The organism is Blastococcus sp. KM273129, assembly GCF_021698995.1.
In the GTDB taxonomy this organism is placed as follows: Bacteria; Actinomycetota; Actinomycetes; order Mycobacteriales; family Geodermatophilaceae; genus Blastococcus.
Genome location: NZ_SSXB01000014.1, coordinates 111,361 through 124,882 on the forward strand (window position 1 = coordinate 111,361; position 13,522 = coordinate 124,882).

Consider the following 13,522-nt stretch of genomic DNA (forward strand, 5'->3'; position numbering starts at 1 on the left):
GACCTCCTCCGCGGCACCCGACACCACACCCGACTGCGCACTGGTCTCCTCGGCCGACGCCGAGATCTGCGCCGAGGAGGCGCTCAGCTCCTCCGACGAGGCCGCCACCGCGTCCGCCGAGGCCGCGACGGAGCCGAGGACCTCGCGCAGGTTGACCCGCGCGGTGTCGAGGGCAGCGGCCATCCGGCCGACCTCGTCGGCCGAGCGCACGCCCGTCGGCACGGTCATGTCGCCCTCCGCGAGGGCCTCGAGCGACCGCTTGACGCGCTCGACCGGGCGCGTGACCGAGCGCATGGTCAGCACGCTCAGACCGATGATGAGCAGGATGCCGGCGGCGGCCGCGACGATCGAGACGGTCGCAGCCTGCGCGAGGGCGTCGTCCAGGCGCCCCTGGGCGGCGTCGCTCTCCGCGGCCAGCACGTCCTTGGCCTCGCTGACGGCGCCGTCGGACAGGTCGTTGGCCGCCTGGATCTCCTCCCAGCGACCGCGCATCGCCGCCGGGTCGGCGACCGCGAGCTCCACCCAGGCGGTGATGGCGGTGGTGTAGGCCCCGAAGCTGTCGGCCAGGCCGGCCACCGAGTCGGCGGCACGCCCGGTCAGGGGCACGGTCGCCAGCTCGTCGAGCATGGCCTCGGGGGTGGCGATGTCCTCGGCGAGCTCGGCGAGCTGCGCCTCCGGGTCCACGCGGACGAGCGTCTTGAAGCCGTCCACCTTGAGCTCGCTGGCCCGGGTGTCGAGCTGCAGCACCAGCTTCTCCGCCGCGTTGAGGTGCGCCAGCTCGGTGTTCGCGTCGCGGACCGAGGCGTTGCCGACCAGCACCGCCGAGAGCAGGCCGGCGAAGGCGGTGACGACGACGGCGATCAGGATGCCGAACTTGGTGGCGAGGCGGCGGTCGGCGAACCACCCGGCACGCCGCCGGTCGACGGGGGAGGAGGGGGGAGCGTGCACGGGAGACCGTCCTGGGGGAGAGGAGACGCCGGTGTGGCGCTGGTCTCAGTGTGGTGACTCCACCGATCACCCCGGACCCGCTCCAAACGTTGCTGCGGGAATCGTGACGCAACCACCCGGTCAGCGTTGCGGGACGGGGGACAAGACGACACCACCGGACCGCTCACCGCCGCCGCCCCGTGCCATTTGTGCACATTTCGCCGGGTTGTCGACAGCGCAGCGGGGGGTGACCGGCCCACGGCGGTCCGGTCGGTCCGGGCCCCCGCCCGACACGGCGCCGGAGGAGCGGTCAGCCCAGCCGGTCGGCGAGCGCCCGGAGCAGGCCGACGACGGCCTCCGGCCCGGCCACGCGGTGCCGGGCCACCGTCTCGCCCTCACCCACCTTCACGGTCAGGTCCTCGGGCCCGAGCACCCGGAAGGCGTCCTCGTCGGTGACGTCGTCCCCGAGGTAGAGCGCCGCGGCGACGCCGAGTTCCTCGACCAGCCGCTGCACCGCCGCACCCTTGTGCGCGTCGGTCACCGCGACCTCGAGCACGTCCTTGCCCGGCTTCAACGTCAGTGACGGATCCACCGCCCGGCGGGCCTGCTCCAGCAGTTCCGCGGCCCGGGCCCGGTCGGCCACCTGCCGCACGTGGACGGCGACGCTGGCCGGCTTCACCTCGAGGCGGGCACCGGGCGTGCTCTCGACCAGCGGCGCCAGCACGCCGGCCAGCTCGTCCCGCCGCCCGGCGTCGGCGCCGGCGAGCGGGCCGTCGAACTCCGCCCCGTGGCTGCCGATCCAGCGGAAGTCCCCGGACATCCCGCTGGTGCGCCGGAGGTCGTCCAGCCCGCGGCCGCTGACCAGCGCGACGGTGACGCCGTCGGCGGCGGCCACCCGGGACAGCACCTCGGCGACCCCCGGCTGGGGCACGGCCGCGGACGGGTCGTCGACGAGCGGAGCCAGCACGCCGTCGTAGTCGCTCGCCACCAGGAGGGGCCGGCGGGCGGCGAACGCCGTCAGCGCCTCGTCGAGCCCCGCGGAGCTCACGCCTGCCCCCGCAGCGCCTCGAAGAAGGAGCTCGCCCAGTGGTCGAGGTCGTTGCGGAAGAGGTGCCGGCGCATGGTGCGCATCCGCTTGGCCGCCTCGTCCGGCTCGATGCGCAGCGCCCGCACCAGCTGGTTCTTGACGCTGGCGATGTCGTGCGGGTTGACCAGGAACGCCTGCCGCAGCTCGGCCGCGGCGCCGGCGAACTCCGACAGCACCAGGGCCCCGCGGAGGTCACCGCGCGCGGCGACGTACTCCTTGGCCACCAGGTTCATGCCGTCGCGGTAGGGCGTCACGAGCATGACGTCGGCGGCCCGGTAGAGCGCGGCGAGCTCCTCGCGCGGCATCGACTGGTTGAAGTAGTGGACGGCGGGGCCGGCGATGGAGCCGTAGACGCCGTTGATGTGGCCGACCTGCTGCTCGATGGTCTCGCGCATGTGCACGTAGTGCTCGACGCGCTCGCGGCTGGGCGTCGCCACCTGCACCAGCACGGTGTCCGGGGCCTCGAGGGCGCCGTCCTCCAGCAGCTCCTGGAACGCGTTGAGCCGGACGCTGATGCCCTTGGTGTAGTCGAGCCGGTCGACGCCCAGGATGATCTTGGCCGGGTTGCCCAGCTCGGCGCGGATCTCCTCGGCCCGGGCCCGCACGGCGGGGGAGGAGGCCAGCTCGTCGAAGGCCCGCACGTCGATGGAGATCGGGAATGCCTTGGCCACCACCGTGCGACCGTCGTACTCGATCTGGTCGCGCCGGCAGTGCAGGTCGTGCAGCCGGCGGGAGAGCTGGACGAAGTTCACCGCCGCGGACGGCCGCTGGAAGCCCACCAGGTCCGCGCCGAGCAGCCCCTCGACGATCGCCGACCGCCACGGGAGCTGGGTGAACAGCTCGTAGGGCGGGAACGGGATGTGCAGGAAGAAGCCGATCGTGAGGTCGGGGCGCTTCTGGCGCAGCATCGCCGGCACGAGCTGGAGCTGGTAGTCGTGCACCCAGACGATGGCACCCTCGGCGGCCACGGCGGCGGCGCGCTCGGCGAACCGCTTGTTGACCTGCACGTAGGTGTCCCACCAGTGCCGGTGGTACTCCGGCTTCTCCACCACGTCGTGGTAGAGCGGCCACAGCGAGGCGTTCGACATGCCCTCGTAGTAGCGGTCGACCTCCTCCTCGCTGAGCTCGACCGGGATCAGCGACATGCCCCCGGACTCGAACGGCTCGGGGGCCTCACCGGCAGAACCCGACCAGCCCACCCAGGCCCCGCCCCGCCCGGCGACGAACGGCTCCAGCGCGGTGACCAGCCCACCGGGGCTGCGCTGCCACCGCGTGCTGCCGTCGGGATCGGTCACCTGGTCGACCGGCAGCCGGTTGGCGACCACGACGACGGGGCTGTCCGCCCCGACCTTCTGATCCGCGTTGTCGGCCATACCGCCCCCGACCCTATCCAGCAGGTAGCGGCTCCGCTGGACGGGGCCGGTTCAGACCACCCGGCCGAGCAAGAACCCGCCCGCCGCGGCCACCAGCCCCAGCAGCACGGTCCCGGCCACGTAGGCGGCCGCGCGGCCGCGGGCGCGCCCCTCGACCAGGCGGACCACCTCGGTGCCGAACGTCGAGAACGTGGTGAGGGTGCCGCAGAGGCCGACGCCCACCAGCGCCGTCGCCCAGGCCGGGGCGGCGGCTGCGCCCAGGAGCAACCCGAGCACCGCGCTCCCGGCCACGTTGACCGCCAGCGTGCCCGCGACGCTGCCCGGTCCTCGTCGGCTCACCGCGATCCGCTCGGCCAGCAGGCGCAGCGGGGCCCCCACCAGGGCACCGACGACGACCAGCCACGGCGTCACCGGGAGCTCCCGGCGAGGGCACGGCCGGCCAGCGTCCCGGCAACGGCGGCCGCGATGCCCCCGAGCACCGAGGCCACGACGTAGGCGACGGCGGTGCCCGGGGCGCCGGCGTCGGCCAGCTGCACCACCTCCACCGCGAAGGTGGAGTACGTGGTGAACCCTCCGAGCACGCCCACGCCCAGGAACGGCCGGGCCCACGGGGAGCCGGGGGCGCGGGCCACGAGCACCGCCGTCAGCAGACCCAGGAGCAGGCAGCCGGTCAGGTTCACCGCGAGCGTCGCCCAGGGCAGGCCGGTGGGGGAGTGCGGGAACGCCTCGGCCAGCCCCCAGCGGGCGAGCGCGCCCAGCGCACCACCCAGCGCGGCCAGCAGGTAGGCCATGTGACCTGGCTCTCCTCCGGGATCGGACGTCGGGCAGCATGCCCCCGGGAGGGTCGCACGCACGCGGCCCGGAGCAGGGGAGGACGCCGTGGGACCGCTGGAGGGCGTGCGGGTCGTCGAGTTCGCCGGGCTGGGGCCGGGTCCGTTCTGCGGCATGCTGCTGGCCGACCTCGGGGCCGACGTCGTCCGCATCGACCGCAAGGGGAGCCGCGGGGGGCTGCTGGGCTCCCTGGGCGCGACGTCCCTGCTCGACCGCGGCAAGCGCTCGATCGCCCTCGACCTGAAGGACCCCGCCGACCTGGAGGTGGTCCGCGCGCTGGTACGGCGGGCCGACGTCCTGCTGGAGGGGTTCCGGCCGGGGGTGATGGAGCGGCTCGGGCTCGGGCCCGACGACCTGCTGGGGGAGAACCCCGCGCTCGTCTACGGCCGGATGACCGGCTGGGGGCAGACCGGTCCGCTCGCGCACAGCGCCGGCCACGACATCGGGTACATCGCGCTGACCGGCGCCCTGGGCGCCAGTGGGCGGCCCGACGAGGTGCCGGCCCCGCCGATGAACCTGCTCGGCGACTTCGGGGGCGGCGGGGTGTTCCTGGCCCTGGGCGCGCTGGCGGCGCTGGTCCGCGCGCGGGCGACGGGGGAGGGGCAGGTGGTGGACGCCGCGATCGTCGACGGCACCGCCGTCCTCACCACGATGATCCACGGGATGCTGGACGCCGGCGTGTGGACAGACCGGCGCGGCCGCAACCTCCTGGACACCGGCGCGCCGTTCTACGACGTCTACCGCTGCGCCGACGGGCAGTTCGTCGCCGTCGGCGCGCTGGAGGAGCAGTTCTACGCGGCGCTGCTGGAGGGACTCGGCCTGACCGGCGACGAGACGCTGCCGCGGCGGGAGGACCCGCGCCAGTGGCCGGCGCTGCGGGAGCGGTTCACGCAGGCGTTCGCCTCCCGCACCCGGGCCGAGTGGTGGTCGGTCTTCGAGGGCACCGACGCGTGCGTGGCGCCGGTCTGGTCGCTGGTGGAGGCGACGGAGGACCGGCACAACGTGGAGCGCGGGGTGTTCGTCGAGGTCGACGGCGTGCGGCAGCCCGACGTCGCCCCGCGGTTCTCGCGCACGCCCGGCGCCGTCGGCCGCGTGCCCCGACCGGGGCAGCACGGCGAGGAGATCCGCGCCGAGCTCGGGCTCTGACCGGCGCCGACCACCGGCCTGCACGCGGGGGCATAGGAAGCTCTACCCGCGTCGGCGGGCCCGATCGCGCAGGTAGGGCCTCCTGTGCCGCAGGTGGCCGCCTCGGCGGGTGGGGCCGGGTCGTCCCGCGGCGGCGGGTCCGGTGCCCGCGGGTGGACGGCGACCGTCATGATCGGACCCCGTGACGCGCGACGGGACACCTCCGGCCACCCGGAGGGGACCGCTGCGAGGCGGGGTCGCCCGCGCGGCGACGCTGCTCATCTCGCTCACCGCCGTCAGCCAGCTCCTCGGGTTCGTCCGGGACGCCGTCATCGCGGCCGTGTTCGGGGCCGGCGCGGAGCTCGACGCCTACCTCGTCGCCCAGGGCGTCATGAACCTGGTGCTGGCGCTGGTCGCCACGGCGCTGGCCCGGGCCGTGGTGCCCCCGGTGAGCCGGGCGGTGGCCGCGGGCGAGGGCGTGCGCGCCGATCGGACGGTGCGCACGGTGCTGACCATCGGCACGCTGGTGCTGGTCGCCGGGTCGGTGCTGGTGTTCGTCTCGGCCGAGCAGGTGGTCGCGGTGCTGGCCCCCGGCTTCGACGAACCGACCGCCGCGCTCACCGTCCGGCTCACCCGCATCGTGCTCGTCGCCGCCCTCTTCATCGCCGCCACCGACATCCTGGCGGCCGCCTGCCAGGCGCACGGCCGCTTCTTCGCCTCCGGGTTCCAGGGCGTCCCGTTCAACCTCGTGATGATCGGCGCCGCGCTCTGGGCCGGCGAGCGCTTCGGCATCGAGGCGCTGGCCACCGGCTTCGTCGTCGGCTCCGCGGTGCGCATGCTCGTCCAGTTCCCCGCCGTGCGTGCCGCGGGGATGCGGCTGCGGCCCCGCCTGGCGCTGCGCGACCCCGACGTCCGGGAGGTCCTCCGGCTCACCCCGCCGCTCCTGGTCGGCAGCGCGGTGCTCAACGTGAACACGCTCGTCGACCGCGCCGTCGGCTCCGCCCAGGGCGAGGGCGTCATCACCGCGCTCAGCCTGGGCTTCCGCGTCATCCACCTCGTCGACGCGCTGCTGGTCGCCACGGTCGTCGCCGCGCTGTACCCGGCCTTCAGCGCCGTCGGCGCCCCCGACCGGCGGGCCGACCTGCGCGCCCTCGTCGACCGCACGTCCCGGCTGCTCGTCGCGCTGCTGCTGCCCGTGGTCGCCGCGCTGGTCGTCCTGGCCCGGCCGATCGTGCAGTTCCTCTACGGAAGGGGGGACTTCGACCAGGCCGCGGTGACCGCCACCGCCACCGCGGTCGCCTTCTCGGCCGCGGCCGTGCTGGGCATCGCGCTGCGGTCCACCACCTCGCGGGCGAGCCTCGCGGTCGGCGACACCCGCACCCCCACCCTGGTGGCGCTCGCCGCGATGGTCGTCAACGTGGCCGGCGACCTCACCCTGGGCGTCGCCTACGGCATCCCCGGCCTCGCCGCCTCGACCAGCCTCTCCCTGGTGCTGGCCGCGGCGCTCGGGGTCGCCCTGCTGGGGCACCGGCACGGCGCCGTCACCCCCCGGACGCTGCTGGCCACCACCGCGCGCGGCTCCGTCGCGGCGGCCGCCGGCGGGCTCACCGCCGCCGCGGTCCTGGCGTGGGTCTGGGGGAGCGGGGCGACCGGCACGCTCACCGCGGCGGCGCAGATCGCCGTCGGGGCGTCGGTGGGGGCCGTCGTCTACGTCGCCGTCCTCGCCGTGCTGCGCGGCCCGGAACTGGCCGACCTGCGGGGCCTGGCCAGGCGCGGGGCACGCCGTCCGGCCCGCTGACCCGGCACCCCCTCCCGGGGCGGTGGGCACCGCCGGGTGCCGTAACACGGCCGGGACGCCATAAGGTTGTTCGATGCCTTCTTCCGGACGCGCGCTCGTGCTGACCTCGAGCCGCGACCGCGGTGCCCTCGCCGCCGTCCGGGCGCTGGACCGCTCGGGCTGGCACGTGGGGGTGGGTTCGCCGGACGCCGACGGCATGGTGGCCGCCTCCCGGTCCTGCCGGAAGACCCACGACGTCCCGCGGCCACCTCGGCGACTTCGTCGCGGCGGTGCAGGAGGCGGTCGCCCGCGGCGGCTACGACGTCGTCTTCGGCAGCGGTGACGACTGGATGGCGGCGCTCGCGCACTGCGCCGAGGCGGTGCCCACCGTGGTGGCCCACCCACCCGCCGACGTCGCCCTCGCCGCGCTGGACAAGGCCGGGCTCGCCGAGCGCGCCGCCGACGCCGGGCTGCCGGTCCCACGCACCTGCCTGGCGACCCCGGAGGCGCTGGACGGCTGGGCCGGCCCCGTCGTCGTGAAGTGCCGCGCCCACTGGCAGCCGGGCCTGCGCCGGCAGCTGCGCATCGAGGCCCGCCGCTACCCCGATGCCGACCGCGCCCGCGCCCGGGTGCGGCTGCTCGAGGAGGCCGGTCTCCAGGCCGTTCTCCAGGAGCCGGTCGACGGCGAGATGGAGGCCCTGATCGGGCTCGTGCACGACGGCCGGCTGCTCGGCCGGGTGCAGCAGCGCGCCCTGCGGCTGTGGCCGACCCCGAGCGGGGTCACCAGCCGGGCGGTCACCGTGCCGGTGGAGGAGGAACTGGCCCGGGCCAGCACCCGGCTGCTGGCCGGCCTGGGCTGGTCAGGCCTGGTGCAGCTGCAGTTCCTGCGCGACGACGACGGCGCGCTGCGGCTCATCGACCTCAACGGCCGCTTCTTCGGCTCGATGGCCCTGGCCGCCGCCGCCGGCCCGAACCTCCCGGACGCCTGGGCCCGCCAGGCGCTCGGGCTGCCCCTGCCGCCCCTCGCCGACGGCAGCACCGGGGTGCGCTACCTCTGGACGGCGGGGGACCTGCGCCGGGCCACCGTCGAGCGCCGCGGCGGCGTGCTCGCCGACTGCGCCTCGGTGCTGCGCTGGTTCCCCGGTGCGGTCACCAGCGTGTGGGACCGCCGCGACCCCGGCCCCACCCTCGCCCTCACCGCCGAGCGGGTGGGGCGCCGGCCCTGACCGGCGTCAGGTGCGCCGCTGCGTCTCCGGGAACAGCAGGTCGACGAAGCGCTCGGCGGTCGGCTGGGGCTCGTGGTTGGCCAGCCCCGGCCGCTCGTTGGCCTCGATGAAGACGTAGTCGGGGCCGGCGACGTCGGGCACGAGGAAGTCGATCCCGGTCACCGGGATGTCCAGCGCCGTGGCGGCCCGCACCGCGGCGGCGGCGACCTCCGGGTGCAGCCGGTCGGTGACGTCCTCGATCGTGCCGCCGGTGTGCAGGTTCGCCGTGCGGCGCACCTGGATCCGCTCGCCGTTGGGCGGGACGTCGTCCATCGAGTAGCCGGCGTCGGCCACCACCTCGGCCGTGGTGCCGTCCAGGGGGATGCGGGACTCCCCGCCGGTGGCCCGCTCCCGGCGGCGGCTCGTGGACCGCACCAGGTCGGTGACCGAGTTCCGGCCGTCGCCGACCACCTCGGCCGGCCGCCGCACCGCAGCCGCGACGACCGCCCGGTCGATGACCACCACCCGGAGGTCCTGACCGGGGACGAGCTCCTCCACAAGCACGTCCGGGCAGAAGGCGAGCGCGTGGTCGACCGCGCGGGCCAGCCCGTCCTCGTCGCGCACGCCGACGGTGATGCCGCGCCCCTGCTCGCCGCGGGCCGGCTTGACCACCACCTGCCCGACGTCGCGCAGCAGCGCCGCGGCCTCGTCGAGCTGCCCCTCGCAGGCCAGCGCGCCGCGGGCCACGCGGACACCGGCCCGCTCCATGATCCGGCGGGTGACCCGCTTGTCGTCGCAGCGGCTCATCGCCACCGCGGTGGTGAACTCCGACAGCGACTCGCGGGTGACCACCGTCCGGCCGCCGAGCGACAGCCGCATCTCCCCCCACTCGGGGTCGGTGACCTCGACGCGGACGCCGCGGCGCAGCGCCTCCTCGGCGATGATCAGGGCGTAGGGGTTGAGCCGCTCCAGGCCCGGCGGGCGGGCGGCGAACAGCGGCGTGTTGATCGGGTTCTTCCGCTTCACGCAGACCGCCGAGACCCGGCTGAAGCCGAGCTTGCGGTACAGCTTGATGGCGCCCTCGTTGTCGTGCATGACCGAGAGGTCCAGGTAGGAGCGCCCGCGGCCGACGTAGCGCTCGGCGAGCACCCGCACCAGCGCCTCACCGACACCGGGCGGGGCGTCCTGGTTGTGCACGGCCAGGCACCAGAGGCTGGTGCCGCCCTCGGGGTCGTCGAAGGCCAGCCCGTGGTCCACGCCGGTCACCGTGCCCACGATCTTCCCGGTGCGGGTGTCCTCGGCGACGAGGTACGTGAAGCAGCGGGTGCGGTGGTTGTCCCACATGACGTCGGCGTCCCCGACGACCATCCCGTTGAGCGCGTAGATGTCGTTGATCGCCTCCATCTCCGCCCGCGAGGTGACCGTCCGGACGAACACCCCGCGGATGAGGTCGTGGCGCGGCCGGTACCGGTGCAGGTCGAGCCGGAAGGTGTAGCTGGGGTCGATGAACAGCTCGTCGGGCGCCAGCCCCACCAGCACGTGCGGGTCGCGCGGGTAGATGCAGATGTCCCGCTCGCCGGTCTCCTCCGCCCGCAGCGCGGTGACGATGCCACGCAGGTCGGCGAAGGTCTGGCCGAACACCAGCCGGCCCCAGCCGAGGTCGAGGACGACGTCGGAGGCCATGCCCTTGAGCTGGTGCTCCGACGGCTTCTTCCACGACCGGCTGGTGATCGCCGGGGTGGTGGTCACCGCCGTGCGGCGGCGGTGACCGGCGAGCCGGGGTGCCATCGCCACCGCCTCAGACCGCGTTGGTCTGCAGCCACAGCTCGAGCAGCCCCAGCTGCCAGAGCTTGTTCCCGCGCAGCGGCGTCAGCTCGCCGTTGGGGTCGGAGAGGAGCTCGCGGACGTACTCCGGCCGGAACATCCCGCGGTCGGCCGCCGCCTCGCTGGAGAGCGCGTCCTTGACCAGGTCGAGGACCTTGCCCTGCAGGTGGGTGATCGCCGGCACCGGGAAGTAGCCCTTGGGCCGGTCGATGACCTCCGGCGGGATGATGCGGCGCCCGATGGCCTTGAGGATCCCCTTGCCCCCGTCGGCGAGCTTGAGCTCGGGCGGGCACATCGCCGCGAGCTCGACCAGGTCGTGGTCCAGGAAGGGCACGCGGGCCTCCAGGCCCCAGGCCATCGACATGTTGTCCACCCGCTTGACCGGGTCGTCGACGAGCATGACCTCGCTGTCCAGGCGCAGCGCGGCGTCGACCGCCGTCTCCGCGCCGGCCGCGGACATGTGCCGGCGGACGAACTCCAGGCTCGGGTCCTCGCCGAGGGCGTAGCGGTCGGAGACGACGGAGCGCATCTGGGCGTGGTCGCGGTCGAAGAACGCCCGCGCGTAGGTCTGCACCGCCTCCTCGCGGCCGACGCCGGCCAGCGGCGGGTACCAGTGGTAGCCGGCGAAGACCTCGTCGGCGCCCTGGCCGGACTGCACCACCTTGATGGACTGGGACACCCGCTCGGAGAGCAGGTCGAAGGCGACGACGTCGTGGCTCACCATCGGCTCGGCCATGGCGCCGATCGCGTGCCCGAGCGCGCCGGCGAGCTCGTCGGAGGCCACCCGGATACGGTGGTGGTTCGTGCCGAACCGCTCCGCGATGACGTCGGAGTAGACGAACTCGTCGCCCTCCCGGCCGCCGACGGACTCGAAGCCGATGGAGTACGTGGCCAGGCCGGCCTGCCCCTCCTGGGCGAGCAGCCCGACGATCAGGCTGGAGTCCAGGCCGCCGGAGAGGAGCACGCCGACCGGGGTGTCCGCGACCAGCCGGCGGCGGACGGCGACGCGCAGCGCGTCCTCGATCGCGTCCTCCCAGTCGCGGGCGCTCCAGCCCGCGTGCTCGGGACGTCGCTCGTAGCGCGCTTCCCAGTACCGCTGCTCGGTGCTCGTGCCGTCGGCCTCGATGACGCGGACGGTGGCCGGGGGCAGCTTGCGGACGCCGTTGAGGATCGTGCGCGGGGCCGGGACGACGGCGTGCCAGGACAGGTAGTGGTGCAGCGCGACCGGGTCGATGGAGGTGTCGACGTCGCCGGCCCGCAGCAGGGCCGGCAGCGTGGAGGCGAACCGCAGCCGCTTGCCCGGCGTCTCGGAGAGGTAGAGGGGCTTGATGCCCAGCCGGTCGCGGGCCATGACCACCCGACCGGTGTCCCGCTCGGCGATGACGAAGGCGAACATGCCGTGCAGGTGCGAGACGACGTCGGTGCCCCAGTGGTGGTAGCCCTTGAGGATCACCTCGGTGTCGCTGTGCGAGAAGAAGCGGTACCCGTGGCCCTCCAGCTCGGCCCGCAGCTCCTGGTAGTCGTAGATGCAGCCGTTGAAGACCGCGGTCAGCCCGAGCTCGTTGTCCACCATCGGCTGGGAGCCGCAGGTGGAGAGGTCGATCACCGAGAGCCGGCGGTGCCCGAAGGCCACCCGCCCGTTGCTCCAGGATCCCTGCCCGTCCGGGCCGCGGGGGATCAGGGCCTCGACCATGCGGGCTACCGCGGTCGTGTCGGCCGTGGTCCCGTCGAACGTGATCTCGCCGCAGAGGCCGCACATGCACAACGATCTAACTCCTGCGGCGCCCGGCCTGCAGGGTGGGGTCACCCCGAGGGGGCCGATCGTGGCCCACCTCACGCCTGTTCCACGTGGAACGCGCGGAGCCCGGGACCGGCGTCCTCCCTCACCGCGGTGCGTCCTCCCTCACCGCCCGCCGTGAGGGAGGACGCGCGACGATCAGGTCAGGTGGTCGTCGCGGCCACCGCGGGGCGGTCAGCCGGCGGTGAGGGCCTCCACCGCGGCGACGGCGTCGACCAGGCCGGCGCCCTTGTCGAACGAGGTCGCGTACCCGCCCACGGTCTCGTAGGCCGCACCGTCGGCGAAGCGGTGCGCGGTGCTCTTCAGCGCCGCCTCGATCTCCGCCGGGGTCGCCGTCGGGTCGGCCTGGAACAGCTGGGCGACGATGCCGGCCACGTGCGGGGCGGCCATGGACGTCCCGCTGATGGTGTTGAAGGTGCCGAGGTCGAGCAGGCCCGGGCCGTTGCGGAAGTCCAGCCCCGTGGCGCAGATGGGCAGGTAGGGCCGGCAGGCCGCGGTGATGCTCTCCCCGGGCGCGGAGAGGTCCGGCCAGGTCGAGGGGTCGGCCGCCGCGCCGCGCGAGGAGTAGTCGCTGACGACGCCGTCCCGCGTGCCGGTGTCCCGGTCGTAGGAGGAGGCCACGGACAGGATGCCGCCGGTCGGGTCCTGACCGGGCGGGTTGGTGAGCGAGGCCGAGCCGTCACCGCCGTCGTTGCCGGCCGCCCACACGGTGACGACGCCCTCGGCGGCCAGCGCCCGCTGCAGCTTCACCGTGGCCGAGTCCGGGTCGAACTCCCCGCCGCCGGAGGGGCCGTAGCTGTTGTTGGTCACCTTGATCGGCGGGCAGACGTCGGCGGGCACCCCCGCACCGCACGGCGCCTCGTGGTTCTCGAGCACCCAGTTCAGCGCCGAGTCCGCACCGACGATGAGCAGCACCGCCCCTGTCGAGATGGAGACCAGGCTCGCGCCCGGCGCGGCGCCCTGCACCTGCCCGCCGTCGGCCAGCGTCGTCGGCCGGCCGGCCACGATGCCGCTCACGTGCGTGCCGTGGCCGCCCACGGAGAGGGTGTCGGTGTCCGCCACCGACGGGACCCGGACGACGCAGTCGGGCGTCGTCGTGGTCTCCACGAGGCAGAGGCTCTTGAGGTTGGCGACGACGGCGCTGCCGCCACCGGGCTCGCGGAAGGAGGGGTGGTTCGGGTCGACCCCGGAGTCGATCACCGCGACCGAGACCCCGCTGCCGTCCAGCGGCAGCCCGTTCGCGCCGGTCAGCGTGGCCGCGGCCTCGGCGCCGCGGGTGGCGAGGTTCGACGTCTCCTGGGCGAACTCGATGGGCGTGTTGCCCTCGAGGTAGGTGACGCCGGGCTCGGTTCGCGCGGCCTCGACCTGCCCGGCGGTCCCGGAGGCGACCACCACCCCGATGCGCTCGTACTCGGTGACGGTGCGCATGCCGGTCGCGGCGACGGCGGCGCGCGCGGCGGCGACGTCGGTGCCGTGCACCAGGACCGTCGTCGGGACGGCCGCGCCGAACCCGGCGAGCTGGTCGGCCAGGAAGTCCTGCACCGGCGCGGGCGGGGGAGCAGCGGGGGCCGCGTG

At 74.9% G+C, this 13,522-nt stretch carries 11 protein-coding genes; 3 read left to right on the forward strand and 8 right to left on the reverse strand.

Annotated features, from left to right (window positions below; translation table 11 throughout):
• The 5 genes from E9565_RS23145 to crcB form a co-directional block, all read right to left on the reverse strand.
• The coding region (locus E9565_RS23145) for a HAMP domain-containing protein (RefSeq protein WP_236834363.1) at nt 1–948 on the reverse strand (948 nt) is incomplete at its 3' end.
• A gap of 289 nt (nt 949–1,237) precedes the next feature.
• Complete coding sequence (gene otsB, locus E9565_RS06595; protein ID WP_236834364.1) at nt 1,238–1,975, reverse strand: trehalose-phosphatase; 738 nt, start codon at nt 1,973–1,975, stop codon at nt 1,238–1,240.
• Nucleotides 1,972–3,387 carry a trehalose-6-phosphate synthase gene (locus E9565_RS06600; RefSeq protein ID WP_236828475.1) on the reverse strand — a complete coding sequence of 472 codons (1,416 nt, stop codon included), beginning with the start codon at nt 3,385–3,387 and terminating at the stop codon, nt 1,972–1,974. The genes otsB and E9565_RS06600 overlap by 4 nt, the downstream gene beginning before the upstream one ends.
• Before the next feature lie 51 nt (nt 3,388–3,438).
• Entirely contained in the window at nt 3,439–3,798 is a 360-nt protein-coding gene (locus E9565_RS06605) for a CrcB family protein (protein WP_236834365.1), read from the reverse strand.
• Entirely contained in the window at nt 3,795–4,178 is a 384-nt protein-coding gene (gene crcB / locus E9565_RS06610; RefSeq protein WP_236834366.1) for a fluoride efflux transporter CrcB, read from the reverse strand. The genes E9565_RS06605 and crcB overlap by 4 nt, the downstream gene beginning before the upstream one ends.
• Nucleotides 4,179–4,266: 88 nt before the next feature.
• Between crcB and E9565_RS06615 the strand changes: the two genes are divergently transcribed.
• The 3 genes from E9565_RS06615 (at nt 4,267) to E9565_RS23150 (ending at nt 8,346) form a co-directional block, all read left to right on the forward strand.
• Nucleotides 4,267–5,364 carry a CaiB/BaiF CoA-transferase family protein gene (locus E9565_RS06615; protein ID WP_236828478.1) on the forward strand — a complete coding sequence of 366 codons (1,098 nt, stop codon included), beginning with the start codon at nt 4,267–4,269 and terminating at the stop codon, nt 5,362–5,364.
• A 181-nt stretch (nt 5,365–5,545) separates the two neighbouring features.
• Nucleotides 5,546–7,141, forward strand: coding sequence for a murein biosynthesis integral membrane protein MurJ (murJ, locus tag E9565_RS06620; RefSeq protein ID WP_236828479.1), 1,596 nt, complete (start codon nt 5,546–5,548; stop codon nt 7,139–7,141).
• Between the two features lie 269 nt (nt 7,142–7,410).
• Nucleotides 7,411–8,346 carry an ATP-grasp domain-containing protein gene (locus E9565_RS23150; RefSeq protein ID WP_236834367.1) on the forward strand — a complete coding sequence of 312 codons (936 nt, stop codon included), beginning with the start codon at nt 7,411–7,413 and terminating at the stop codon, nt 8,344–8,346.
• 6 nt (nt 8,347–8,352) lie between these two features.
• On the opposite strand, the gene ngg is transcribed toward E9565_RS23150, so the two are convergent.
• From ngg to E9565_RS06640, 3 genes are all read right to left on the reverse strand, one after another.
• A complete protein-coding gene (gene ngg, locus E9565_RS06630) occupies nt 8,353–10,113 on the reverse strand; it encodes an N-acetylglutaminylglutamine synthetase (protein WP_236828481.1) in 1,761 nt (586 codons plus the stop codon).
• A 10-nt stretch (nt 10,114–10,123) separates the two neighbouring features.
• Complete coding sequence (locus tag E9565_RS06635; protein ID WP_236834368.1) at nt 10,124–11,908, reverse strand: N-acetylglutaminylglutamine amidotransferase; 1,785 nt, start codon at nt 11,906–11,908, stop codon at nt 10,124–10,126.
• Nucleotides 11,909–12,121: 213 nt separating this feature from the next.
• Nucleotides 12,122–13,522: S8 family serine peptidase (locus E9565_RS06640; protein ID WP_236834369.1), on the reverse strand; the 1,401-nt coding region annotated here is incomplete at its 5' end.

Bases quoted from the DNA above. Each gene is read 5' to 3' on its own strand.
- E9565_RS06600 (WP_236828475.1), bottom strand. From the start codon at position 3,387: ATGGCCGACAACGCGGATCAGAAGGTCGGGGCGGACAGCCCCGTCGTC.
- crcB (WP_236834366.1), bottom strand. From the start codon at position 4,178: ATGGCCTACCTGCTGGCCGCGCTGGGTGGTGCGCTGGGCGCGCTCGCC.
- ngg (WP_236828481.1), bottom strand. From the start codon at position 10,113: ATGGCACCCCGGCTCGCCGGTCACCGCCGCCGCACGGCGGTGACCACC.
- E9565_RS06635 (WP_236834368.1), bottom strand. From the start codon at position 11,908: ATGTGCGGCCTCTGCGGCGAGATCACGTTCGACGGGACCACGGCCGAC.